The sequence below is a fragment of the Rhodococcus sp. WS1 genome, assembly GCF_003797745.1.
Lineage (GTDB): Bacteria > Actinomycetota > Actinomycetes > Mycobacteriales > Mycobacteriaceae > Rhodococcus_F > Rhodococcus_F erythropolis.
In genome coordinates, this window is sequence record NZ_RKLZ01000002.1 from 20,001 (window position 1) to 43,110 (window position 23,110).

20 protein-coding genes (1 of these 20 running past the window's edge) are annotated in these 23,110 nt (G+C 63.8%); 3 read left to right on the plus strand and 17 right to left on the minus strand.

All coding sequences use genetic code 11. The features are described 5' to 3' along the window. The 4 genes from EEB12_RS12605 to EEB12_RS12620 all read right to left on the minus strand — a co-directional run. Positions 1–1,118, minus strand: partial view of a DNA polymerase III subunit delta' gene (locus tag EEB12_RS12605; RefSeq protein WP_019746652.1) — the 5' portion only. Its footprint begins 112 nt before the window's first position; the window shows 1,118 of its 1,230 coding nt (coding positions 1–1,118); the start codon lies at positions 1,116–1,118; its stop codon lies beyond the left edge, outside the window. Positions 1,119–1,151: 33 nt separating this feature from the next. Next, positions 1,152–4,088, minus strand: coding sequence for a type I DNA topoisomerase (gene topA / locus EEB12_RS12610; protein WP_141487901.1), 2,937 nt, complete (start codon positions 4,086–4,088; stop codon positions 1,152–1,154). Positions 4,089–4,280: 192 nt separating this feature from the next. Next, positions 4,281–4,865: a hypothetical protein gene (locus tag EEB12_RS12615; protein WP_003946106.1), complete on the minus strand. Its 585-nt coding sequence runs from the start codon at positions 4,863–4,865 to the stop codon at positions 4,281–4,283. Positions 4,866–5,048: 183 nt separating this feature from the next. Then, complete coding sequence (locus EEB12_RS12620; RefSeq protein ID WP_003946117.1) at positions 5,049–5,252, minus strand: cold-shock protein; 204 nt, start codon at positions 5,250–5,252, stop codon at positions 5,049–5,051. A gap of 456 nt (positions 5,253–5,708) precedes the next feature. Between EEB12_RS12620 and EEB12_RS12625 the strand changes: the two genes are divergently transcribed. After that, positions 5,709–7,997: a DEAD/DEAH box helicase gene (locus tag EEB12_RS12625; protein ID WP_141488674.1), complete on the plus strand. Its 2,289-nt coding sequence runs from the start codon at positions 5,709–5,711 to the stop codon at positions 7,995–7,997. A gap of 7 nt (positions 7,998–8,004) precedes the next feature. On the opposite strand, the gene EEB12_RS12630 is transcribed toward EEB12_RS12625, so the two are convergent. From EEB12_RS12630 to ssd, 7 genes are all read right to left on the minus strand, one after another. Beyond that, positions 8,005–8,355, minus strand: a complete 351-nt coding sequence (locus EEB12_RS12630; RefSeq protein ID WP_020905986.1) for an Rv3654c family TadE-like protein — start codon at positions 8,353–8,355, stop codon at positions 8,005–8,007. Continuing rightward, on the minus strand, positions 8,352–8,711 hold the full coding sequence (locus EEB12_RS12635) for a TadE family type IV pilus minor pilin (protein WP_020968274.1): 360 nt from the start codon (positions 8,709–8,711) through the stop codon (positions 8,352–8,354). Before EEB12_RS12635 ends, EEB12_RS12630 begins: the two co-directional genes overlap by 4 nt. Further along, the gene (locus EEB12_RS12640; RefSeq protein ID WP_020905984.1) at positions 8,711–8,914 is read right to left on the minus strand and encodes a DUF4244 domain-containing protein; all 204 of its coding nucleotides are present in this window, start codon (positions 8,912–8,914) and stop codon (positions 8,711–8,713) included. The genes EEB12_RS12635 and EEB12_RS12640 overlap by 1 nt, the downstream gene beginning before the upstream one ends. 65 nt (positions 8,915–8,979) lie before the next feature. Further along, complete coding sequence (locus tag EEB12_RS12645; protein WP_141487902.1) at positions 8,980–9,564, minus strand: type II secretion system F family protein; 585 nt, start codon at positions 9,562–9,564, stop codon at positions 8,980–8,982. Then, positions 9,561–10,349 carry a type II secretion system F family protein gene (locus tag EEB12_RS12650; RefSeq protein ID WP_141487903.1) on the minus strand — a complete coding sequence of 263 codons (789 nt, stop codon included), beginning with the start codon at positions 10,347–10,349 and terminating at the stop codon, positions 9,561–9,563. Before EEB12_RS12650 ends, EEB12_RS12645 begins: the two co-directional genes overlap by 4 nt. Further along, positions 10,346–11,527 carry a TadA family conjugal transfer-associated ATPase gene (locus tag EEB12_RS12655; protein ID WP_134998514.1) on the minus strand — a complete coding sequence of 394 codons (1,182 nt, stop codon included), beginning with the start codon at positions 11,525–11,527 and terminating at the stop codon, positions 10,346–10,348. The genes EEB12_RS12650 and EEB12_RS12655 overlap by 4 nt, the downstream gene beginning before the upstream one ends. Further along, positions 11,524–12,618, minus strand: coding sequence for a septum site-determining protein Ssd (ssd, locus tag EEB12_RS12660; protein ID WP_141487904.1), 1,095 nt, complete (start codon positions 12,616–12,618; stop codon positions 11,524–11,526). Before ssd ends, EEB12_RS12655 begins: the two co-directional genes overlap by 4 nt. 312 nt (positions 12,619–12,930) lie before the next feature. On the opposite strand from ssd, the gene EEB12_RS12665 reads away from it, so the two are divergent. Then, on the plus strand, positions 12,931–13,749 hold the full coding sequence (locus EEB12_RS12665) for an HAD-IB family hydrolase (protein ID WP_019746641.1): 819 nt from the start codon (positions 12,931–12,933) through the stop codon (positions 13,747–13,749). 390 nt (positions 13,750–14,139) lie between these two features. Here EEB12_RS12665 and EEB12_RS12670 read toward each other — a convergent pair whose 3' ends face one another. The 5 genes from EEB12_RS12670 to EEB12_RS12690 form a co-directional block, all read right to left on the minus strand. Next, positions 14,140–14,889 (minus strand): hypothetical protein, encoded by a 750-nt coding sequence (locus EEB12_RS12670; protein ID WP_020905979.1) that lies wholly within the window; start codon positions 14,887–14,889, stop codon positions 14,140–14,142. Between the two features lie 56 nt (positions 14,890–14,945). Beyond that, positions 14,946–16,670 carry a dipeptide ABC transporter ATP-binding protein gene (locus EEB12_RS12675; RefSeq protein ID WP_020968270.1) on the minus strand — a complete coding sequence of 575 codons (1,725 nt, stop codon included), beginning with the start codon at positions 16,668–16,670 and terminating at the stop codon, positions 14,946–14,948. 5 nt (positions 16,671–16,675) lie between these two features. After that, positions 16,676–17,632, minus strand: coding sequence for an ABC transporter permease (locus EEB12_RS12680; protein WP_019746638.1), 957 nt, complete (start codon positions 17,630–17,632; stop codon positions 16,676–16,678). Next, positions 17,625–18,551: an ABC transporter permease gene (locus EEB12_RS12685; protein WP_019746637.1), complete on the minus strand. Its 927-nt coding sequence runs from the start codon at positions 18,549–18,551 to the stop codon at positions 17,625–17,627. The genes EEB12_RS12680 and EEB12_RS12685 overlap by 8 nt, the downstream gene beginning before the upstream one ends. Positions 18,552–18,676: 125 nt before the next feature. Next, positions 18,677–20,293 (minus strand): ABC transporter substrate-binding protein, encoded by a 1,617-nt coding sequence (locus EEB12_RS12690; protein ID WP_020968269.1) that lies wholly within the window; start codon positions 20,291–20,293, stop codon positions 18,677–18,679. A gap of 364 nt (positions 20,294–20,657) precedes the next feature. On the opposite strand from EEB12_RS12690, the gene acs reads away from it, so the two are divergent. After that, on the plus strand, positions 20,658–22,589 hold the full coding sequence (gene acs / locus EEB12_RS12695; RefSeq protein ID WP_113683544.1) for an acetate--CoA ligase: 1,932 nt from the start codon (positions 20,658–20,660) through the stop codon (positions 22,587–22,589). Positions 22,590–22,625: 36 nt separating this feature from the next. Here the strand turns inward: acs and EEB12_RS12700 are convergent, their stop codons facing one another. Next, entirely contained in the window at positions 22,626–23,051 is a 426-nt protein-coding gene (locus EEB12_RS12700) for a MarR family transcriptional regulator (protein ID WP_037137389.1), read from the minus strand. Positions 23,052–23,110: the final 59 nt, after the last annotated feature.

The following is a 23,110-nucleotide window of genomic DNA, read 5'->3' on the forward strand; positions in this document are numbered from 1 at the left end:
AGCACCGCTTCGATGCACTTGAGCAACCCCTCCGGGGACGTTCGTGCAGCCAACTCGGCAGCCTGCCGAGCCATGTCGGGATGGGTCGCCGTCGACGTCGACCCCAGCGAATAGGAAAGCGCGTCCCGGTACATGCCGGCCAGGTCGATCAGCGTCCGGTCGAGAAGATCGCGGCGGGCCCGGGTGTCGCGCGATTTCTGGCGTGCTTCGAGGTCCTTGATCAGACCAGCCGATCCGCGCAGAGTCCCGGCTGTTCCCTTGCCGGTTCCACCGCCACCCAAGGAGACCTTGAGCTCCTCGAGTTCCTGTTCCTTGAGTTCGGCGTAGAACGCCTTGGTGTCAGCCTCGATCGACTTCACCAAGTTCTCTGCGGCCTTGTACGCCGTCGAAGCACCGATCGCGTCTGCGGCCAGCCGAAGCGAACGCTGACGCTCGTCCCGCGCGCTCTCGTCGGTGGCGAGGCGCCGCGCCCGACCGACATGTCCGCCGCTGATCGATGCGGCGATTCTCGCTCGCTCCGGATCCAGCCCGTCGCGGTCGATCAGTACCTGAGCGATCGATTCGACGGACGGCGTCACCAACGGCATGTGCCTACACCGCGAACGGAGGGTGACAGACATGTCTTCCGGATCGGTCGTCGGCGCGCAGAGCAGGATGACCGTGCGGTCCGGTGGCTCCTCGACAACCTTCAGCAGGGCGTTGGCTGCGCCTTCGGTCAAACGATCGGCATCCTCGACCACGATGACCTGCCACCGCCCCGTCGTCGGCCGACGCGAAGCGATGTTGACTATCTCGCGCATGCCTTTGACGCTGATGCTCAGGCCGTCGGGGATGATCCGTCGTACGTCACCGTGGGTTCCACCCATCGTCGTCGTACACGCATGACACTCACCGCACCCTGGTGCACCGTCGGAGGTGCATTGCAGGGCTGCGGCGAAGCAGAGAGCAGCAACCGAACGACCAGAGCCGGGTGGCCCGGTGAAGAGCCACGCGTGGGTCATCTCCGAGCCGCTGGAATCGCCACGAGCCGACAGCGCAGCATCACGCAGGCTCTGCTCGACGTCGTGCTGACCCACCAGCCGACCGAACACACCTCGCTCGGCCACTTCAGTACTCATGCAAAAACCCTAACCGTCGGCACCGACGAAGCCTTACGAGTCCTTCTTCGCCGGAGCCTTCTTGGCGGCAGCCTTCTTGGCCGGGGCCTTTTTTGCGGCTGTTTTCTTGGCAGCGGCCTTCTTTGCCGGAGCCTTCTTGGCTGCTGCCTTCTTCTTGACGGGACCGCGGGCCCGACGATCAGCCAGCAACTCCGACGCACGAGCATCGGAAATGGATTCGACGTCGTCGTCCTTGCGAAGGCTGGCGTTGGTCTCGCCGTCAGTGACGTACGGACCGAAACGGCCGTCCTTGATCACCATCGGCTTCTCGCTGACCGGATCGACGCCCAACTCACGCAACGGAGGCGTTGCCGATGCCTGACGCCCACGACGCTTCGGCTCGGCGTAGATCTTGAGCGCTTCGTCGAGCGTGACGGTGAACATCTGCTCTTCGTTGGCGAGCGAGCGTGAGTCCGTGCCCTTCTTCAGGTACGGACCGTAACGGCCGTTCTGCGCGGTGATCTCTTCCTTGGATTCGGGGTCGACACCCACCACGCGCGGAAGCGACAGCAGACGAAGTGCATCTTCCAAGGTGATCGTCGCCAAATCCATGGACTTGAGCAGCGATCCCGTCCGCGGCTTGGGGCCCGCGACCTTCTTGGCAGCCTTCTTCGCGGGTGCCTTCTTGGCTGCGGCCTTCTTCACCGCAGTCTTGGTACTGCCCGAACTGATTTCTTCCGGCTCGGGAGTGGAGACGGGAACGATGTCCGGTTCCGGCTCGGCCGGCGGTTCGGGCAGGATCTCGGTCACGTAGGGACCGAAGCGGCCTTCCTTCGCGACGATCTCGTGGCCCGTCAGTGGGTCGACGCCCAGCTTGCGGCCCTCTTGAGGCGTCGAGAACAGTTTCTCGGCGTACTCGGGAGTGAGCTCGTCCGGCGGCAGGTCGTCGGGAAGATTTGCCCGCTGCGAGATCAGATCGCCTTCGGGATCGTCCGGGTTCTGAACCATGCGCTCGAGATACGGGCCGAACCGGCCGACGCGCACGTGCACCTCGCGACCCTCGGCGTCGTCGAAGAGACGGATGGAGTTGACCTCGCGAGCGTCGATCTCCTCGAGGTTGACTCCGACCATCTTCTTCAGCCCGCCCTCGCGGGCGACCGAACCTTCTGCGCCTGTCTCGCCGCCGAAGTAGAAGCTGCTCAGCCAGTTGCCGCGCTGCTCACGGCCACCGGCGATCGCGTCGAGATCGTCTTCCATTCCTGCCGTGAAGTCGAAGTCGACCAGCCGGCCGAAGTGCACCTCGAGCAGTCCGATGACGGCAAACGCCACCCAGGACGGAACCAGCGCGCTGCCACGTTTGTAGACGTATCCGCGATCGAGGATGGTCTTGATGATCGACGAGTAGGTCGAAGGACGGCCGATGCCGAGTTCTTCGAGCGTCTTGATCAGGCTGGCTTCTGTGTAGCGAGCGGGCGGGTTGGTGCTGTGCCCGTCCGGATCGAGCTTGGTGGCCGTGACTTCCTGGCCCTTGACCAGTACCGGAAGCCTGGATTCGGCGTCGTCGGACTGACCGCCGGCTTCTTCGTCGACACTTTCGACGTAAGCCTTGAGGAAGCCGGCGAACACGATGGTGCGACCCGAAGCGGAGAACGTGCAGTCCTCGCCGGTGCCTGCCGTGCCGGAGATGCGGAGCGTCAGCGTCGTACCGCGGGCGTCGGCCATCTGCGAAGCGACGGTCCGCTGCCAGATCAGTTCGTACAGCTTGAACTCGTCGGAATCGAGCTTGGAGTGCAGCTGACCCGGGGTCTGGAACACGTCGCCGGCGGGGCGGATCGCCTCGTGCGCTTCCTGCGCGTTCTTGACCTTGCGGGTGTACTGACGCGGCGTCGGATGGACGTACTCCGGACCGTACAACTCGGTGGCCTGCGCACGAGCGGCTGCGATCGCCGACTCCGAGAGCGTCGTCGAGTCGGTACGCATGTAGGTGATGTAGCCGTTTTCGTACAGACGCTGCGCGATACGCATGGCGCGCTCGGACGTGAAACGAAGTTTGCGTCCGGCTTCCTGCTGGAGCGTCGACGTCATGAACGGCGGGTAAGGCTTGCGCGTGTACGGCTTGTCCTCGGCGGAGGAAACCGTGAGGTCGACGCCCTGCAACGCTTCCGCCAGACGACGCGCGTACGCCTCGTCGAGCACGGTGACCGCGCTGCCCTTGAGCTTTCCGTCAGCTCCGAAATCGCGACCGGAGGCGACACGCGAACCGTCGACGGAGACGAGGCGAGCACCGAAACTACGCGGGCTGGCCTCTGCACCGGCGTCGAGCGTCGCGGAAATGTCCCAGTACGACGCCGACTTGAACGCCATGCGCTCGCGTTCACGCTGGACGATGACGCGAGTGGCCACCGACTGGACGCGGCCGGCCGAGAGCTTCGGCATGACCTTCTTCCAGAGAACCGGGCTGACCTCGTAACCGTAGAGACGGTCGAGGATGCGGCGGGTTTCCTGAGCATCGACGAGGTCGGTGTCGAGTTCGCGGGTGTCTTCGGCGGCAGCACGGATTGCCGGCTCGGTGATCTCGTGGAAGACCATTCGACGAACCGGAATCTTGGGCTTGAGAGTCTCGAGGAGATGCCAGGCGATTGCCTCGCCCTCACGGTCGGGGTCAGTTGCGAGGAAGAGCTCGTCGGCGTCCTTCAACAGAGACTTGAGTTCGGCGACCTTGCCCTTCTTTTCCGGGCTCACGACATAGAGCGGCTCGAAGTCGTGATCGACGTTGACGCCGAGACGGGCCCATGACTCGCCCTTGTACTTGGCCGGAACGTCTGCTGCGCCTCGCGGCAGGTCGCGAATGTGACCGACCGATGCCTCTACGACGTAGTCCTTACCGAGGTAGGGAGCGATTTTGCGCGCCTTGGTCGGTGACTCGACGATCACGAGGCGACGAGGGTTACCGGACGCTCCCTGACCGCTGCCGTTGTCCGCTTTAGCCACCTGCTGCCCGAGCCTTCCTTTGGACGTTCACTGCCGTCGGCAGATCTTCAGAACTAGACGTGTGGAGCAAGTTATACCCCGTGTCTCTCTTTACAGAGTGACATACCCGCAAGACATTCGTGCAGATCAGTACAGTATGGGCTCCGTCGGACACGCGGCATGAGCACCGTCGGACACGAGGCAAGAGCACTGTCAGACGTGCGGCCAGGCGACCGAAGTGTCGACGTGTTTCGGCGCCTCACCGAGGTATTCGACGAGCTTTGTCAGTCTCTTCTTTCCCGACACACGGAGCCCCGGGCCCGGTGTCCGGTTACCCAGTTGAGTCGGCGCGATACCAACCCGCATCAAGGCCTGAGCCAGCGGTGCGTGCGTCTCCTTGGCATGGGGGTCGAGGCCGAACACGAATCGCTCGCCGCCTTCTTCGAGCCTGCCGGCCGCGACGGCCCACACCCGGAGTTGGCGGGAGTTCGGTACCCAACCGACCGGCACCGCCTTCACAGCTCCCTTGGTCCACTGCACGGACAGCGGAAGGAGTGCGGGCGTCGACTGAGTGCGGACCAATGGGCTGCCTTCTTCACTACGCGTCACCTCGGCCCCGAGTCCGCACTGCGCGATCAACTCGGCAACGGCCTGCGCTCTCCAGTCCCGATCCACGACGATCGAGATCCGGGCACGGTCCTCCGAGGTCACGACCTGACCCGGTCCGGCCAGCATTCCGGCGAGGTCCGTCACGGCAGGTGGAATCGACTCGGCAGAGAAAAAGGACAGTTGGCTCACAGAGTGAAACGTAAGCCACGAAGGTACTGACGGCATAGACGACCGGCCGTGGTCGAACAGCTGCGTGCATTACCTCGGACAGAGAAAGACTGGCTCAGCCCGAAAAGATTTGTCCCCCACCGCACGGATGCGATGGGGGACAAATACTGTCCGAACTAATCGCTCAGCGAGTGAGCGGAAAAATCAGACCGCGCGAACGCCGGTAGCCTGGGGACCCTTGGTGCCCTGGCCGACCTCGAACTCCACACGCTGGTTCTCCTCGAGGGTACGGAAGCCGTTGCCCTGAATTTCGGAGTAGTGAACGAAGACGTCTGCGGAACCGTCTTCGGGAGCGATGAAGCCGAAGCCCTTTTCAGCGTTGAACCACTTCACAGTGCCCTGTGCCATGCTTTTCCTTCTCTTTCTAACACCGGATTCGGTGAACAGCCCTTACAGTCCACCGGGCCGGTTCCGACCGCTGTACGTCTTTATTTCCCCCTCAGGAAAGGCAGAGCACCGCGCCCGCAACAACGATCCTGCGAGCGTGCACTTTCTCAAGCCTACGAACACAGAAGCTGCGACCGATTGTCAGTCAACCATGTTCTCCGCGTGCACAACAGTCGAAAAGGGAACTAAAAACGTTAAAAGTTCGCTACGAGAAAAACGGCCCACGATCGTGGCTTCCCGCTTCCGCGCCGACCACCCGGTTCCACCAAGACCGCCGGCCGTTGCGTATCATCAAAACTGCAGGTAGCGACAGTTTCCGATTGCCGCCACACCCCAACGCCGAGCCCGGAGAGTCACGTGAACGCACCTTCCCCGATCCCCGCCCCGGGAGGGAAGCCTGGCGACACCTACGGGCAGATGCTGCTCGATCGCGTCGTCGCCGGGGTCAGTGGAAGCGAAAAACCACTGATGTTCACCGCGCAGTTGCCTGCTCGCGTAGCCGAGTTCACCGAATGGCCGGAGTGGGTGCACCCCAGCGTCGTACGCGCGCTCGCCGAGCACAGCGTGCGGTCCCCGTGGATCCACCAGAGTGAGGCCGCAGACCTCGCTCACGAGGGAAAACACGTGGTCGTGGCCACGGGTACGGCGTCGGGTAAGTCACTGGCATACCAACTCCCGGTGCTGACGGCCATGGCGACCGATCCGCTCGCAACTGCCCTGTACCTCTCCCCCACCAAAGCGCTGGGCTCGGATCAACTGCGAGCAGTGCTGTCCCTCACCGACTTCGACGTCGAACTTCGCAGTACGAACGCCAGTGCGTACGACGGCGACACCTCGCAGGAACTCCGCACCTGGGCACGCGAGAACTCACGCTGGCTCTTCACCAACCCCGACATGATCCACATTTCGCTGCTCCGCACCCATCAGCGATGGGCGCACTTCTTCCGCAACCTGAAATACGTGATCATCGACGAATGCCACTCCTACAGGGGAGTCTTCGGATCCAACGTCGCGCTCGTGATCCGGCGACTGCGCAGGATTGCAGCGCGTTACGGCGCCGAACCTACCTTCATCCTGGCCAGCGCGACCACGGCAGATCCCGGCGCGGCGGCCTCGCGGCTCATCGGCGCACACTGCACCGAGGTCACGGAAGACGGATCGCCGCACGGCCCACGCACCGTCGCACTGTGGGAGCCTCCGCTACTCGAGGCATTGACCGGCGAAAACGGTAGCCCGGTACGACGTCCCGCGGGCGCGGAAGCAGCGCGGATCATGGCCGACCTCATGATCGAGGGCGCCCGTACTCTCACCTTCGTCCGCTCCCGCCGCGGTGCCGAACTGACCGCGATGGCCACCAAACGTCTACTCGCCGAGGTGGACCCGGACCTCGCCGAGCGAGTCGCGTCGTATCGCGCCGGATATCTGGCCGAGGACCGTCGCGAACTGGAAGCTGCGCTCGCCGACGGCACGCTGCTGGGCGCAGCCACCACCAACGCGCTGGAGCTCGGCGTCGACATCGCAGGCCTCGACGCCGTTGTCGTGGCAGGCTTCCCGGGGACCGTTGCCTCGTTCTGGCAGCAGGCCGGTCGCTCCGGGCGACGCGGCGAGGGTTCACTCGTCGTGTTGATCGCCCGCGACGATCCACTCGACACCTACCTCGTTCACCATCCGTCGGCGGTACTCGACAAACCCGTCGAGGCGACGGTGACAGATCCCGGAAATCCGTACGTCCTGGGACCACAACTTCTCTGCGCTGCAATGGAACTCCCACTTTCCGATGTCGAGGTGGACTCTTTCGGGGCTCTCGAGGTTCTGACCAGGCTGTCGGAGGAAGGCAAGATCCGGCGCCGAAAGCACGGATGGTTCGTCACCGCCGATTCGAACCCCCACGGCTCTTTGGACATTCGCGGCGGTATCGGAACTCAGGTGGCCATTGTCGACGGTGAATCCGGCCGGATGCTGGGTACTGTCGACGCGGGCCGCGCTCCGGCCACAGTTCATCCCGGTGCCGTGCACATCCATCAAGGCGAGACCTATGTCGTCGACGAACTGGACCTCGACGTCGGACTCGCATTGGTACACACCGAGAATCCGGACTGGACCACCTCGGCTCGCGAGACCACCGAAATCACGATCACCGAACAACTCGAGCACAAGAACTACGGCGACATCGCCGTCGCTCTCGTCCAGGTCGAGGTGACACATCAAGTCGTCGGGTACCTACGACGGTTGACTTCGGGTGAAGTCCTCGACTCGATCGAACTCGACATGCCCGCTCACACTTTGCCCACCAGGGCAGTGATGTACACGGTCACGCCGGAACTTCTCGAATCCATCGGGGTGCCGCCCGAACGGTTCCCCGGATCACTGCATGCCGCCGAACATGCCGCGATCGGCCTGCTGCCACTGGTGGCGATCTGCGACCGCGGAGACATCGGCGGAGTATCGACGGCCATGCACGCCGACACCGGACTCCCGACTGTCTTCGTCTACGACGGTCACGCCGGCGGCGCCGGGTTCGCCGACCGGGGGCACAGCGAACTGTCACGATGGCTCACCGCGACGCGCGACGCCATACTCTCCTGCGAGTGCGCTCACGGATGCCCGTCCTGCGTCTATTCACCCAAGTGCGGCAACGGAAACGACCCACTCGACAAAGACGGCGCGGTCAAGGTTCTGACCGCCGTCATCGAGACGATCAACTGAGACACGATCAGCCGACTGGACCCGCACGAGCGGAAGCCCGCGCATCACCGATCCCGAAGCCCGACAACAACACCGGTGCACGTATCTCGACCACCACATCCCACCCCTGCACCTCACATTCCGCGAGCACCGTACGCATACGCTCCGCGATGGCCGCGGACTTCGCACACGCAGACGCCTCACCTCCGTCCAAGGCGCCCGCACCGCCGAGAGCCGAAAGATCGGCGGCCGACTGAGCAGTGTGCCGGGCCACCACCGCGGACCCGACATGCAGCATCCCACCAGTCACCATCACGATCGCTGCCAAAACGCAGCACGCCAGAACAGTGGCAACACCTTCGTCGTCACGTAGGTTCACCCCTCTTCCACCCCTGACTCCACAGCTGCCACAGCCTCGGAAGAAATGTCGACCAGCGGCAGCAACGTACTCTCGGCGCTGACAACGGCAACGGCAAAGCCGTCAACGATCTCCACCGAGATCGACGCATCTTGGGGTGCGATCCGGCGGGCCGTGGCGACCGCAGACTCACGATCACCACGTGCCACCAACCGCGCGGCCTCACGAGCTGCGTCGACACACCGCACCTGCATCGACACCGCGAGGACGCCACCGATACACAGCACGACCACCGTGACGATCGAAGCCAGAGCAATCGCAGCCTCCACCGTCACGGCGCCGTCGTCGGCTTGCCGAATACCTCTCGTGGACAACATCACACAGCTGTCTTGAGCGCCTTGTCGATGATGCCTGTCAGCGCCGAGACAATGGAGTCGCCGGTGACAACCGTGTACAGGACGGCACCGAATGCGGCAGCCGCAATCGTGCCGATCGCATACTCCGCGGTAGACATACCGTCGTCCTCCGTTACCAACAGCGCAAATCTGGCCGACATCGTCCTGAACGTCTTCGAAATCATTTTTCCCCCTTCAATCAAAACCTGTGGCAGCAGTTCTGCCGCAGGAGCTTTCATACGGATCCGGCTCACAACAGGCCGTTACCGAGCACAGTCGTGGCAAGCCCGATCACCACCGGGACGATGCCCAAGGCGATGAACGCCGGCAGGAAACACAGTCCGAGTGGACCGCTGATCAGCACTCCCGCACGTTCGGCCGCGGCAGCAGCCAGATCCTCGGCGTCACCTCGACTGCGCTCGGCGAGTTCGGCCATGGACGAGGACAGCGACGAACCCGAACGGGCGGAACGCCGAGCCATTCTGGCCAGCGCCTCGGTATCGGGATCGAGAGCGGCTTCGCTCCACGCGGCGTCGGGATCAGCACCGAGCGTGAGAAGGTCGGCGACGCGACTGAGCGTGTCGGCCATCGGTTTCGGTGCCGTCGACGCCATCGCTGTGATCGCGGCGGAGACGGGAAGCCCCGCTCGCAGGCAGGCCCCGAGAAGGTCGAGACTTGCGGCAACCGCGAGTGGATCCGGCTTGTCCGGGGCTGAAACCGAATTTTCTGTTGTTGTGTCCGCGAACAGAATTTCTGTCGCCCTGGCCGAAGCACCGCGGCGAGTGGGAATGATCGCGAGCGCCAACGCGATCATCGCCACGGATGCCCAACTCACGACGTGACCTTCGCAGTTATCCGGTCGGTCCAGAGCAAACCAGCTGAGACACACGCAGTTCCGATCACGAGCAGCACGCCGCCGAGCCCACCTCCGAACAGCACGCGCAGAGGCGACGCGCCCATCAACTGGCCGAGGCCGATCCCCAGCAGCGGTAGAAAAGCCAGCACGGCGGCGGTCGCCCGAGCGCCCGCCAACCCGGCCTCGGTGCGCTGACGAAAGCGTCTACGCCCCAACATGTCCGTCCGGACCGCACCGAGTAGTTCAGCCAGAGCCAGACCGTGTTGGTCTGCGACCCGCCAGACGGATCCGATACGGAAGAACTCACGCTCGATGCACGAATCCGGTACCGCGAAGGCCGCCGCGGCAGAACCACCGAGACGCGCCCTGGCCCCAGCGGACCGGAACACCGCACTTACTTCGCCGCTACATTCCTCGCCTGCAACAGAACTGGCAACTGCAGGATGCGCGCCGACGCTCAGCTCGGCGATCAGCACCTCCAGACCGGAGAGCAGCATCTTCTGTGAGAGGTCCCGGTTTTCGGCCGCCTTCGCGCGGCGCCCACGAAAGATCAAGGTTCCGGCGAGGACAACCGCTGCGCATCCTGCCGACAAGCCTCCGAGAACCCCTGCAGCCGACACCGCGAAAAATGCGGCGACCAACTGCCACGGAATCTGCCGGGAGGGCTTGCGGATGCTCGGGGCGTACGTAGCGAGCCGAGCACGTGAATCCCGCACCGGCGCAATCGAGACCGCCAACGCGAGGACCAGGAAGGAAACTGTCACGTCCCGACCTCTCGATTGCGAAGCCGGAACATCCGCTCGAGCCGCTCACGACCCGAACCGCCGTCCGGCCATGCCTGCATGATTTGTACGTATCCGTCCGCACCGCGATCGATGACGCCGATCTGTTCGAGACGCCTCGATCCGTCGGCCGATCTGTGTACGTGCAGGATCACTTGAACTGCCGCGGCAAGTTGACTGTGCAACGCGTGGCGATCCATACCGCCGAGCGCAGCCAACGCCTCGAGTCTGGCCGGCACCTCTTCGGGCGAATTGGCGTGAACGGTGCCGGCGCCGCCGTCGTGGCCGGTGTTCATCGCCGTGAGCAGATCCGTCACCTCTGCACCGCGGACCTCACCGACGACGATGCGATCGGGACGCATCCGCAGTGCCTGCCGAACCAGATCGCGCACCGTCACCTCTCCGACGCCCTCGACGTTGGGAGCCCTGGCGACGAGGCGGACGACGTGCGGATGCGGCGGCGCTAGTTCGGCCGCGTCCTCGACGCAGACGATTCGCTCGCGCGGGTCGACGGCGCCGAGCATGGCGGACAACAACGTGGTCTTTCCCGCGCCAGTACCGCCGATCACCAGGAAGGCCAAGCGGCACGAGATGATGCGATCGAGGAGTTCGCGCGCGTCCGGTTCCACGGCGCCGTGAGCACACAGCGCGTCGAGACCCTGTGTTGCGGGCCGCAGCACTCGCAGTGACACGCAGGTTCCGCCCTGGGCCACCGGTGCGAGTACGGCATGAAGTCGTACCCCGAAGTGCCCGTCGCCGACGCCCCGCAGACGGCCGTCGACCCACGGTTGGGCGTCGTCGAGGCGTCGACCTGCCGACAGTGCCAACCGCTGCGCCAGTCGACGCACGGCTGCCTCGTCGGTGAACCGGACCCCTGACCTTTCGAGGCCGACCCCGCGGTCCACCCAGACCTGATCCGGCGCGGTCACCAGTACATCGGCGACACCGGGTTCGTGCAGCAGTGGTTCGAGCGGCCCTGCGCCTGTCAGTTCCGTCTGGAGCACCCTGACGACCTCCAACAGATCCGTGTCCGCCAGAACGCCAGAGGACTCGGCTCGCACGGCGTCGGCAACGGTGGCCGCCGTCGGCTCGGCGACCGACGACGCCGTCAGCCGCTCGCGAACTCGGTCGAGCAGTTCTGTCGTGACCAACGCGCTCATGCCGCAGCCCTGCGCGGGCGTGCGCCGGATTCGACGGCGTCGAGTACCGCCGTTGCCACCGCACTCAGCGGACAACCTCGGGTCAATTCGAGGCCACCGCGCTCGAGCATCGGCGCCAGCGAGCGGTGGCCGCGCATCACGGCCGTCAGCGGCAGACCGAGCATGTCTGCCACATCGGCGCCGCGTAGGCCTCCCGGCGCCGGCCCACGCACGACGAGCCCGACATTGGAGTTGTGTCGCACCACCCAGGCTCCGACCTTCTCGGCAGCGACGCACGCAGCCACGGTGGCCGGAACCACCACGAGAACCAAATCCGACATCTCCAACGCGGCCTGACCTACCTCGCTGGGATGACGTGGCACGTCGCAGACCACGAGTCCGCCGGAACTGCGACCTGCGTCCAGCACGGCGCGAACGGCGGTCACTGTCGGACCGTCGATCTCGCGGCGACTGCTCGCCAGAACCCTCAAGAACTTTCCCTTTGCCGGCAGGGCATCGCGCAGCGCATCCGGGGCCAACCGCCCGCCCTCGACGGTCAGTGCACCCCAACGCAATCCGGGGGTCGTCTCGATGCCCAACAGCACATCAGCGCCGGAGCCGAGTGCGTCGACGTCCACCAGTAGCGTCGGGACGTGACGTGCCGCCGACGTCAACGCGACAGCCGCAGCTGTTGCCGAGGCTCCGCCGCCGCCACAACCACCCACCACGCTCACGACGGTGCCGTCACCACTCACGTCTACGTGGTCGGCCAGAACTGCGACCAGCGCGTTCTCCTCTTCCGGCAGGGACAGAACGCTGTGGGCTCCGATCGCGGTGGCGCTCTTCCAGTCGTCGACGGTCGGTGTGCCGTCGCACACGAGGAACACTCGCGTTCGTTTAGGGGAACGAGCCAGAGCATCCCGCGCAGCCGACGCGTCCAATACGACCGCCGAGGCCCGGTTCCACTGTTGCCGGGAAACGGGATGCTCGGCCTCGTCCAGACGGCGGTCCACCGCGGCAGCGACGCGTCGCACGCTCGCGAGGACCTTCGCGTCGTCGACGAGAACCAGAATGGGAGCCCCGGTTTCCCGAGAGTTGATCGTCGTGTTCATGACTGCAGAGCCTGAACGAGCACCAGCACCGAAAACAGTGGGTCGAGAGAGCCTGTGGACAACTGAGAAGTTGTGGAGAAACAGACCTGAGACAGAGGACGACCCCCGCCAATGGGGGGAGGAGGCGGGGGCCGTCTGAGTTCAGCCCCGGGGGGTCGGGCTGAACTAGTTCGAACGAATCGAACAGCAACGATCTTACACCCGCCATTGGCGAGAAATGCAAGCCTGAGCTGCACTGAACTGCTGTTTTTCGCCGAAAGAGGACGCTTGCCGAGGAGCACACGAACCGCCTGTCGGACTATCCTCATTCCTGTGACCGACAAGCCTGCGAACGGACTGAATACCGGGCGGACAGCCGCTTTCTTCGATTTGGACAAAACGATCATCGCGAAGTCGAGCACCCTGGCGTTCAGCAAGCCATTCTTCGCCCAGGGTCTGATCAATCGACGCTCGGTTCTCAAGAGCAGCTATGCGCAATTCCTGTTTCTTCTGTCCGGCGCCGATCACGATCAGATGGAGCGCATGCGCGAGCACCTGACGGCGATGTGCGCGGGCTGGGACGTGGAACAGGTGAAGGCCATCGTCGCGGAGACTCTGCACGACATCGTCGACCCACTCGTCTTTGCCGAGGCGGCCGATCTGATCGCCGATCACAAGCTGCGTGGACACGACGTCATCGTGGTGTCGGCGTCGGGCGAGGAAATCGTCGCGCCGATCGCCCGCGCCCTCGGCGCCACCCACTCCGTGGCGACGTCGATGAGGGAAGAAGACGGCCACTACACCGGCGAGGTCGACTTCTACTGCTACGGTCCGGGCAAGGTCGAGGCGATGGAAAAACTCGCCGCGGAATACGGCTACGACCTCGCCGCCAGTTACGCCTACTCCGACTCGGTGACCGATTTGCCCATGCTCGAGGCGGTCGGACATCCCACCGCAGTCAACCCCGATCGTGCATTACGCAAGGAAGCAGCCGTAAACGGTTGGCCCATACTGACTTTCTCGAACCCGGTCTCGCTTCGCGCGCGATTGTCAGCCCAGTCCACGACGACGGTCGCCACAACTGCAGCGGTGGGAATCGCAGCTCTGGTGGCCGGCGCCATGACCTTCGGGCTACTGCGTCGGAAACGCTGAAATCCAATGCCCACAAACAAAAATTGGTACTTGCTGTGAGCCCGGACACAGGGTACAAAGGAGTTACGGAAGAACGGAAGGCCAGGAACGGCTCGGAAGAGAAGGACCGTTTCCCCAACTGAAATTCCTAGCACGGGCACTAGGGCACCCACGCGGAGCACAAGCCACTATAAGGGCAGAAGCGTTGTGGGCCTGCGAGATTCGTTCAATTTGAGCGAGGACCCCGCACCGGTTGCGGGGACGACCTCAGAAAGTGCGATCCCTCGCCGAGGCCACCCACACAACCCACCGAGCACGCTTGGTAACGAGTAGTCCGTGCTGACGGGCGGCGAAGTCGATTTATCGGCAGCGCCGCCCGTTCGTTATGTGCCGGCCTCGCCCTGTTGCAGACTATCCAGTCGCCGCGTCGGCGATCGAAGTCGCTTCTCGCGCACCGGCTTCGAGAGCTCCACAGCACAAGATCACCCAACTGCCGACACCCGCCGGATTTCCCGAAGCGAATCCAGCCGCGCCGTCCGTGTACGCCTGCGGCCGCCGAAGCCAACTGACCTCGGGGACTCCCAGATTGTGCGGATCCAACCCGGACGAGACCGCAACCAGACGCGAAGCCGCACGTGCAACGATGCCGTCAGCGGTGCCGAACGGGCTCAGCGCCAAGAGTTCTCCGTGTACGACGGCCGCCAGAACCGGCGCCGGCGCACTGGTTCCGCCGGTAACGAGTTGCGCGAGAGCGTCCAACCGCTCCCCCACTCCGCGATCCGACCGTGGCCGTCCCAGTTGATCCGCGTCCTCGACGAGGTCTGCCGCGGCCAGCAGGTGCAGCCGGGCCAAAGCCTGCAGCGGGGCGCGCTTCCACGTCGACTCCATGAGGGGAAGACTGTCGCCGTCCAGAGCCTGAGCCACGCGCAGAGCACCCGCGAGAATCGGATCACCGGCCATGCCCTCGGCCGGCAATTCGGTGGTGCCACCGGCCAGCGATGCGGAAGCTCGCGCAGCGCGAACCGCGGCTTCGGCGGCAGTGGTGGGCCAACCGCGACGGTTGGTCTTGTGCCGATGAACCTCACCCAGAGCGTCGCGCGCATGATCGGCGGCGGCGCGTACGCCTGGAAGATCGACGAGGGGCTGCAAGGGGTCCGTCACGATCAACGACGGTACCCTTGCAGCCCCTCTGCGGACTTGCCTACCTACCTGTTGCGTCAGCTTCCCAGCGTGATGGACCCGCCGGGAATCGCGTCGAGCAACTTGCGGGTGTAGTCCTGTTGCGGATTGCCGAACACATCGTCGATCGGTGCCGATTCGACGATCGAGCCACGCGACATCACCAACACGTTGTCCGCGATCTGACGAACCACGGCCAGGTCGTGTGTGATGAAGAGGTACGTCAACCCGAACTCTGCCTGCAGGTCGTTGAGCAGGGTCAAGATCTGATCCTGCACGAGCACGTCAAGAGCGGAGACCGCCTCGTCGCAGATCACGACCTCCGGCTGAAGTGCCAACGCTCGCGCAATTGCGACGCGCTGACGCTGTCCGCCGGAGAGCTCGTTCGGGAACCGTCGCATGACCGACTGGGGCAGACCGACCTTGTCGAGAAGTTCGCGGACGCGAGCCTCCCGTTCTGCTTTGGTCCCGACCTTGTGGGTACGCAGCGGCTCTTCGATCGTGCGGTAGATCGAGTACATCGGGTCGAGCGTGCCGTAAGGGTTCTGGAAGATCGGCTGCACTCGACGACGGAACGCAAAGGTTTCCTTCGCTCCGAGTTTGGACACGTCCTGACCGTCGAAGACCACGTTGCCTGCGGTGGGCTCGAGCAAGCCGAGAACCATCTGCGCGACCGTCGACTTACCGGAACCCGATTCGCCGACGATTGCAGTCGTGGTTCCGCGGCGGACCTTGAAGGACACGTCGTTCACGGCTGTGAAGTCGGTGGTCTTGCGGAAACCCTTGCGCAGCTTGAACACCTTGGTCAGATGATCGACGACAAGAACGTCGTCGGTCGCCTTGCCGAAGGACTCTGCCGCACTTTCCTCGGCCTTGACCGCTTCGGCGACCTCTTCCGCCTGTTCGCGAATCTCGGCGCGTGCCACTGATGAGCTGAGCCGCTTCGACGCCAACGACGGCGCAGCAGCGACCAGCTTCTGCGTGTACGGATGCTGCGGGCGCTTCAGAATCTCCAGCGCCGGACCGGATTCGACGATACGACCCTTGCTCATCACGATCAGATGCTCGGCGCGCTCGGCGGCCAAGCCCAGATCGTGAGTGATGAGCAGAACGGCGGTGCCGAGTTCCGTTGTCAGACCGTCTAGGTGATCGAGGATCTGACGCTGGACCGTGACGTCGAGCGCCGACGTCGGCTCGTCCGCGATCAGGAGCTTCGGACGAGCGGACAACCCGATCGCGATGAGTGCGCGCTGACGCATACCGCCCGAGAACTCGTGCGGGTACTGCCCCAACCTGCTCTCGGCTTCGGCGAGTCCTGCCTCCTCGAGCAGTTCGGCGGCCCGAACCTTGGCTGCCTTGCCCTTGGCGATCCCGTTGGCGGCCAGTGCTTCCTCGATCTGGAAGCCCACTTTCCACACGGGATTCAGATTCGACATCGGGTCCTGCGGAACCAAACCGATCTGGCTTCCCCGGATGTGGACGAAGTCCTTCTCCGAGACCTTCGAGATGTCCTTGCCGTCGAAGATGATCTCGCCTGCCGTCACCTTGCCGGTGCCGGGAAGCAGATTGATGATCGAGTGGGCGGTGGTGGACTTACCCGAACCCGATTCGCCGACGATCGCGACCGTCTGACCCGGGTAGACGGTCAGGCTGACGCCTCGAACTGCCGGAACCGGACCGGAATTGGACTGGAAAGACACCTCGAGATCACGAATCTCGAGCAACGGAGTTTCCTCCGAGGTGAGAGTTTCCTTGGTGGTCATCGTGCTCACCGCTTCCGCGACTTGGGATCGAGGGCGTCGCGCAGAGCGTCACCCATCATGATGAATCCGAGAACGGTGATCGCCAAAGCCGTTGCCGGGTAGAACAGAATGGTCGAACCCTGACGCAGCGTCACCTGTGCGTTGCTGATGTCGCCGCCCCACGAAACCTCGGTGGACGGAAGACCGATACCGAGGAAGGACAGCGTCGCCTCGGCAACGATGTACGTACCGAGCGATATGGTGGCGACCACGATGATGGGCGCCAACGAGTTCGGGATGACGTGGCGGATCAGTGTCTTGAGCTTCGAGACACCCAATGCTTCCGAAGCCATGACGTAATCGTTGTTCTTCGCCGAGATCACCGCGCCGCGAGCAATTCTTGCCATCTGCGGCCAGCCGAAGAGCGCCAGGACGCCGACGACAGTCCAGATGGTGCGATCGGTGAACAGCTGCATCAGGACGATGGCAGCCAGGATCAGCGGGATGCCGAAGAAGATGTCGGCGACACGGGAGAGGATCGAATCGGTCCATCCGCCGTAGAAACCGGACAGCGCACCGAAGATCACGCCGATCACCAGCACCGACGCCGTGACACCGACGCCCACGAGTACGGATGCGCGAGCACCGTAGATGGTGCGCGAGTACACGTCACAGCCCTGGCGGTCGAAACCGAACCAGTGCCCTGAGGTCGGTCCCTGCATGCTGTAGGTGAGGTCGCAGAACCGCGGATCGGTGCTCGTGAACAAGCTCGGAAACGCTGCGATGACGATGACCGCGAGGATGATGATCGTCGAGATGATGAACAGGGGGCGCTTGCGTAGGTCGCGCCACGCATCGGTCCACATGCTGGTCGGCGCCTGATCGAGTTTGACGGCGTCCGTCTCCCCCGGTGCCGCAACTTCGGGCGGTGCCACGAAATGACTTTGCCGGACTGCGCGTCCGGTCTTCACGGTCTCAGACATAGCGGATCCTCGGATCGAGCGCGGCGTACAAGAGGTCGACGAGCAGATTCGCGATCAGGTAGATCACGATCAGGATGGTGACGAACGAAACCACCGTCGGCGCTTCACCTCTGGTCACGGCCTGGTAGATCGTGCCACCGACGCCGTTGATGTTGAAGATGCCCTCGGTGACGATGGCGCCGCCCATCAACGTTGCGAGGTCGGCACCCAGGAACGTGACCACGGGGATCAGCGAGTTGCGCAACACGTGCACGCGAACCACTCGTCCACGGGAAAGTCCCTTGGCGGTAGCGGTGCGGACGTAATCGGCAGTCAGATTCTCCGCCACGGACGTTCGGGTCAGTCGCAGTACGTACGCGAACGAGACCGAACCAAGAACCAGGGCAGGGAGCAGGAGATTGGTGAAGCTGGTGTTGCCACCGACCGTCGGCGGGACGATGCCCCATTTGACGCCGATGAAGAACTGAGCCAGGAAGCCGATCACGAAGATCGGGATGGCGATGAGAACGAGGCTGAACAGCAGGACGGTGCTGTCGAAGAATCCGCCCTTACGCAGGCCCGCGATGAGGCCGAAGCCGACACCGAAGACCGTCTCGACGATCAGTGCCATGAAGGCAAGTTTCATCGTGATCGGAAATGCCTGTGCCAGAACTTCACTGACAGGTCGTCCGGAGAACGACGTGCCGAAGTCCAGCGTGAAGATGCCCTTCAGGTACAGCAGGTACTGCTGATAGAAGGGGAGATCGAGGTGGTAGCGCTCCCGAAGCTGTGCTGCCACAGCCGGACTGAGCGCCTTGTCGCCCGCCAACGCGGCAATCGGATCACCGGGAAGCAGGAAGACCATGGCGTAGATCAGAAGAGTGGCCCCGAGAAAAACCGGGATCATTTGAAGCACTCGGCGACCGATGTACCAGAGCATCGGATCACCTCCTTGTCGATGATCGTGTACGTCAGCGGACAGTCCGGTGTGAACACGAGTTCGGGACGGCAGGCAGGGCGCCTGCCGCCCCGAACTCACGTTTCAGATGCGGATCGTTCTACGCGTCAGTTCTTTTCGATGTCTTCGTAGACCGGAACACCGTTCCAGCTGATGGTCACGTTGGAAACGTTCTCCGACCATCCACTGGCAGCGTTGCGGTACCACGTCGGAACTGCGGGCAGGTCCTTGAGCAGGACTTCCTGGGCCTGATCGAGCAGTTCCTGAGCCTTCGCCTGATCGGTCTGGCCGGCCGATTCGCGCAGGAGGCGGTCGAACTCGGGGTTGGAGTAGTCACCGTCGTTGGAGCTGCCGCCGGTCTGGTAGTTCTGCGCCAGGAAGCCGTACTGCTGCGGGTAGTCGCCCTGCCAACCGGAGCGGAAAGAGCTCTGGATGGTGCGGTCGGTGGCTTCGGTGCGGATCTGAGCGAAGGTGGCGTACTGCTTGCCCTTCGCGTCGATACCGAGGGTGTTGCGGATGCTGTTCGCCGTGGCATCGACCCATTCCTGGTGTCCGCCGTCGGAGTTGTAGGCGATCTCGAAGCTGCCGGACCACGGTGCGATGGCGTCGGCCTTGGCCCAAGCAGCCTTGGCCGCCTCGGGATCGAACTTCACGTTGCTGTTACCGGTCAGCGAGTCGTTCCAGCCCTTGATTGCGGGGCTGGTGAAGTCGAGTGCAGGCGTCCTGGTCTTGTTGAAGATCTGCTGGGTGATCTGATCGCGGTTGATCGCCATCGAGATCGCCTGACGGCGGAGCATGCCCTCTTCGCCGCTGAAGTGCGGCAGGCGACCCGGGATCGTGAACGTCTCGATGGTTGCCGACGGCTGGTTGACGGTGCGTCCGGGCAGGTCCGACTCGAAGGTCGTGACGGCGCTCGGAGGAACCTGGTCGAGAACGTCGACGTTGTTGGCCAGGAGATCGGTGTACGCCGTGTCGAGGCTGTTGTACATGATGAAGTCGACGCCGGCGTTCTTCGGCTTACGGTTGCCGTTGTAGTCCGGGTTCACGACGGTGTCGATGCGGACGTTGTGCTGCCACGCGCCGGTTCCGTCGAGCTTGTACGGGCCGTTGCCGATCGGGTTCTCACCGAAGGCGGTCATGTCCTTGAACGCGACCTCGGGCAGCGGGTAGTACGCCGTGAAGCCGAGGCGATCGGGGAACGCCGACTCGGGCTGCTTGAGTTCGATGGTGAAGGTGGAGTCGTCCACAACCTTCAGACCCGACATGGTCTGTGCCGTCGGAACCTCGGCGGCAACTTCGTCGTAGCCCTTGATCGGATCGAAGAACGATGCCTGAAGCTGAGCGTTGGTGGAGAGGGCGCCGTAGTTCCACGCGTCGACGAACGACTTCGCGGTGACGGGGGTGCCGTCCGTGAAGGTCCAGCCGTCCTTGAGCTTGACGGTGAAGTTCTGACCGTCGGTGCTCTCGATGGACTCGGCAACCTCGTTCTCCGTACCGCCGTCTGCGGTGTACGAAACGAGACCGGAGAACAGCGAGTCGAGGACGCGGCCGCCCATGTTCTCACTCGTGTTCGTGGGGATCAACGGGTTCTGAGGCTCGCCCGCCCAGGCGTTGACGACGCCACTGGACGATCCGCCCGACGAATCGCCGGACGAACATGCCGTGATCAGCACTGCCGTCATTCCGAGCGCGACCGCGCCGGTCGCTATGCGTGAGATACGCAAAGGAATTCCTTCCACATCTAAGTGACCCCGAGCATGCTCGCGGCCTGCCGACAGCCGTAACTGCCGGCGTCGTGTCGCCTACAACTGAAAGTGAACGTGACTTCGAGTTGCGGTCGAATAATGGTTTGACAATAGACACATCGAACCCGAAGCGCGCACCGCACCCATTGTTGGAAAATTGGGGGTAATTGAATTCGGACACATTCATTCGTCGGCGGAAGTGACCACCCGTCGCATCGATTCGACCGATCGTCGCAGGACAACGGGTTGCAACGTGATGCAACGGTGCGTTTGAGCGAGCTTGTGACTACCCTCACACGGAGTCAGAAAAGTGTCGATCAAAGTGGAAAGAAGGCCGTCAGCCATGACAAGCGCAGCCGAAACAGACGTCCCCCAGGCATATCCGCCGAGCGCAGAGTTCGCTGCGGCCGCCAACGCGGGACCGGAGTTGCAGGCTGCCGCAGATACCGACCGCCTCGCTTTCTGGGCGAATCAGGCTGAGCGCCTTCACTGGCACGAGAAATGGACCGACGTCCTCGACTGGACCGACGCCCCCGTCGCCAAGTGGTTCGTCGGCGGAAAACTCAACGTCGCCTACAACTGCGTCGACCGCCACGTCCTCGCCGGCAACGGCGACCGCGTCGCCATTGCATTCGAAGGCGAACCAGGCGATTCCCGTGATCTGACCTACAACGACCTCCTCGCCGAAGTCAGCCGCGCCGCAAACACTTTCACCGACCTCGGCCTCGTCGCCGGTGACCGCGTCGCGATCTACATGCCGATGATCCCCGAAGCGATCGTCACCATGCTCGCCTGCGCCCGCCTCGGCCTGACCCACTCGGTCGTCTTCGCCGGATTCTCCGCCACCGCCCTACGCTCACGCATCGACGACGCCCAGGCCAAACTCGTCGTCACCGTCGACGGCCAGTGGCGACGCGGCGCCGCAGCACCCATCAAAACAGCGGTCGACGAATCCGTCGCCGGCGCCGACTCCGTCCAGAACGTGTTGGTGGTCAACCGGACCGGCATCGACGTCGAGTGGACCGACGGCCGCGACCTGTGGTGGCACGAGACCGTCGCGCAGGCCTCACCTGAGCACGAAGCGCAGGCCTTCGACGCCGAACATCCCCTGTTCATCCTCTACACCTCCGGCACCACCGGTAAGCCCAAGGGCATCATCCACACCTCCGGCGGCTACCTCACCCAGGCGTCGTACACCCACCACAACGTCTTCGATCACAAAGCGGGACAAGACGTCTACTGGTGCACCGCCGACATCGGCTGGGTCACCGGACACTCCTACATCGTCTATGGACCCCTCTCCAACGGCGTCACCCAGGTCGTCTACGAAGGCACCCCCAACTCCCCGAACGAGCACCGCCACTTCGACATCATCGAGAAGTACGGCGTCTCCATCTACTACACCGCCCCCACCCTCGTGCGGACGTTCATGAAGTGGGGCCGGGAAATCCCCGACGCCCACGACTTGTCCTCGATCCGTTTGCTCGGATCTGTGGGCGAGCCCATCAACCCCGAAGCGTGGCGCTGGTTCCGCGACGTCATCGGCGGCAACAAGGCCCCCATCGTCGACACCTGGTGGCAGACCGAGACCGGTGCGATCATGATCTCCCCGCTGCCCGGTATCACCGCCACCAAGCCCGGATCCGCGATGGCACCGCTGCCCGGTATCTCCGCGAAGATCGTCGACGACGACGCCAAGCCCCTCGGCCCCGGCGGCAACGGTTACCTCGTCCTCGACGAGCCGTGGCCGGCGATGCTCCGCGGCATCTGGGGCGACATGGACCGCTACCGCGACACCTACTGGTCCCGCTACGCCGAAGAAGGCTGGTACTTCGCCGGTGACGGCGCCAAATACGACGACGACGGCGCCCTCTGGGTCCTCGGCCGCGTCGACGACGTCATGAACGTCTCCGGTCACCGCATCTCCACCTCCGAGGTGGAGTCAGCACTGGTCAACCATCACGGAGTCGCCGAAGCTGCCGTCGTCGGTGCCGCGGACGAGACCACCGGACAGGGCATCGTCGCGTTCGTCATCCTGCGCGAAGGCGTCGAGAACACCGGCGACGTTCTGATCGCGGAGCTCAAGGCTCAGGTCTCCACTGACATCAGCCCCATCGCAAAGCCGCGTCAGATCACGATCGTGCCGGAACTGCCGAAAACCCGATCCGGCAAGATCATGCGCCGCCTCCTGCGCGACGTCGCCGAAGGCCGCGACCTCGGAGACACCTCAACCCTGGTCGACCCCAAGGTATTCGACGCAATCCGCGGCAAGTAGGGCCTTCGGCCCTGTGCGCCTTTTTGGTAGTCCCCACTACCAGGAAGGCGCACAGGGGCGGAGCCCCTCTCGCAACTTCACTTCCTCTTTCGACGTCAGCCAGGACTCCTCGGCCACGCGAATGTCTGCGGCAACCCGCTTGTGCAGAGATTTTCCGCGCGAGGAGAGAAACACGCGCACCTTCCGGCGATCGTCCTCACCGACCTCGCGATAGATCAGCGCAAGCGAGACCAACTTGTCCGCAACTCGCGTCAGCGTCGGAGCCGGCGTTCCCGTTCGATCGCGCAGCTCAGCCATCGTCAGCCCCTCGGTCGACGCCAGGGCTTCGAGCGTCATCCAGTGATCGAGAGTGAGATTCTCAGCCGCCAGCGTCTTCTCCGCCGCTGCCGCGGCCATTCGAGCCGCTCGGACCAGCGCGGTCGTCAGCGAAGCATCAAGAATTCCGGAGTCACTTTTTCCCACTGATCGCTCCCCCGCTGTTGCGTACTTCACACTTCTCGGGCAATACTTTCAAATGAAAT

Excerpts from the sequence above, each read along its gene's own strand:
- EEB12_RS12620 (WP_003946117.1), bottom strand. The coding sequence starts at position 5,252 with ATGGCACAGGGCACTGTGAAGTGGTTCAACGCTGAAAAGGGCTTCGGC.
- EEB12_RS12625 (WP_141488674.1), top strand. The coding sequence starts at position 5,709 with ATGCTGCTCGATCGCGTCGTCGCCGGGGTCAGTGGAAGCGAAAAACCA.
- EEB12_RS12635 (WP_020968274.1), bottom strand. The coding sequence starts at position 8,711 with ATGTTGTCCACGAGAGGTATTCGGCAAGCCGACGACGGCGCCGTGACG.
- EEB12_RS12640 (WP_020905984.1), bottom strand. The coding sequence starts at position 8,914 with ATGATTTCGAAGACGTTCAGGACGATGTCGGCCAGATTTGCGCTGTTG.
- EEB12_RS12655 (WP_134998514.1), bottom strand. The coding sequence starts at position 11,527 with ATGAGCGCGTTGGTCACGACAGAACTGCTCGACCGAGTTCGCGAGCGG.
- ssd (WP_141487904.1), bottom strand. The coding sequence starts at position 12,618 with ATGAACACGACGATCAACTCTCGGGAAACCGGGGCTCCCATTCTGGTT.
- EEB12_RS12675 (WP_020968270.1), bottom strand. The coding sequence starts at position 16,670 with ATGACCACCAAGGAAACTCTCACCTCGGAGGAAACTCCGTTGCTCGAG.
- EEB12_RS12680 (WP_019746638.1), bottom strand. The coding sequence starts at position 17,632 with ATGTCTGAGACCGTGAAGACCGGACGCGCAGTCCGGCAAAGTCATTTC.
- EEB12_RS12685 (WP_019746637.1), bottom strand. The coding sequence starts at position 18,551 with ATGCTCTGGTACATCGGTCGCCGAGTGCTTCAAATGATCCCGGTTTTT.
- acs (WP_113683544.1), top strand. The coding sequence starts at position 20,658 with ATGACAAGCGCAGCCGAAACAGACGTCCCCCAGGCATATCCGCCGAGC.